At 44.3% G+C, this 1436-nt stretch carries 1 protein-coding gene; it reads left to right on the plus strand.

Annotated features, from left to right (window positions below):
- Positions 1-106 precede the first annotated feature (106 nt).
- Complete coding sequence (locus ACFPOH_RS11060; RefSeq protein WP_390309668.1) at positions 107-1276, plus strand: IS256 family transposase; 1170 nt, start codon at positions 107-109, stop codon at positions 1274-1276.
- The last annotated feature ends 160 nt before the right edge of the window (positions 1277-1436 follow it).

Below are 1436 nucleotides of genomic sequence, written 5' to 3' on the forward strand. Positions count from 1 at the left end.
GATGATGTATAAAAGTTTGTGTAAAGCATTTTGCTAGGCAAAAAGAAAAAAGGTAGGGTATTCTCTGATTTGGACCAAAAATCTTAGAGAAAGGAGTACCCTACCTATGTCTAAAAGAAGTATACCGAATGTCGACTGGGCAAATCAACTGGAAAGTGTCATTCGTCAGTTTGTGAAGGAAAAATTAGAGCTGATTATGCGGGAAGAAATCAAACATTTCCTCGAAATCGAACAGGCTGGAACGCCGAATATGAGAAACGGCTACTATCAGCGAAATCTAGATACGCAATATGGCCGGATTGAGGGTCTTTTGGTTCCAAGAGACCGAAACGGGGAATTTCAAACACAGTTGTTTGCCCCTTATCAACGCCACACCGGCTGGCTGGAGGAAGCCATCATTAGGATGTATCAAAGTGGCATGAGTACACGGGAAATTGGCAAGTTTATCGAACGAATTCTAGGAAATGCTTATTCTCCAGCGACGATCAGCCGGATTACCGATGTCGTGAAAGAAGACATCGAGAAATGGCACGCTCGTCCACTACACCAGCGTTATTCGGTCTTATATTTGGACGGCTTGTACGTGAAACTTCGCCGGGATACGGTAGAGAAAGAAGTTATTTATGTGGTATTGGGGGTGAACGAAGAAGGGTATCGTGAAATTCTTGATTTCTTCGTAGGAGGACAAGAAAGCGCCTATGTATGGCAGGAGATTCTCCAACAGCTCTACAAAAGAGGCGTCAAGGAAGTGCTTCTTGGCGTCTTCGATGGCCTTCCGGGGTTGGAGGAAGCCTTTAAGGCGGTGTATCCGAAAGCCGATGTGCAGCGCTGTGTCGTGCACAAAGTCCGCAACACCCTCAACCGTGTTCGGAAAAAAGACCAATTCGAAGTGGCAGAGGACCTCAAGCTGATTTATCGCGCGCCGAATAAGGAGATGGCGTTACAAATGTTTCAACAGTTTGAGTCGAAATGGTCCAGCAAGTATCCGAGAGAAGTCCAATCTTGGGCAAATGAGTTGGATGTCCTTCTCACCTTTATGGACTATCCAAGCAGTATTCGAAGTGTGATTTATACGACCAATGCCATCGAACGAACGATCAAGGAGATTCGGAAACGCCTAAAACCGATGAACAGTTTGAGCAGTTTAGAAGCCGCTGAAAAAGTCGTATATTTGACGATACAGGACTTTAACGAGAAATGGGCAGGGCGAAAGTTGCGAGGATTTGCCGAAGCGCAAGAAGCCCTTCAACGAATGTTTGAAGAACGTTATTGTTAACCAAATATTGTAAATAAACAAAATAAGGGGATTTTCCCTTTCCACACAAGAGACTGAATATTCAGTCTCTTGTGTGAAGGAAACCGGTTCCCTATCCATTCCAAATCCATTTCAGAGATACCCTATCTATCTTACATTACACAAAATTCTTGACGGTACC

Source organism: Ureibacillus suwonensis (assembly GCF_042655065.1).
GTDB lineage: Bacteria > Bacillota > Bacilli > Bacillales_A > Planococcaceae > Ureibacillus > Ureibacillus suwonensis.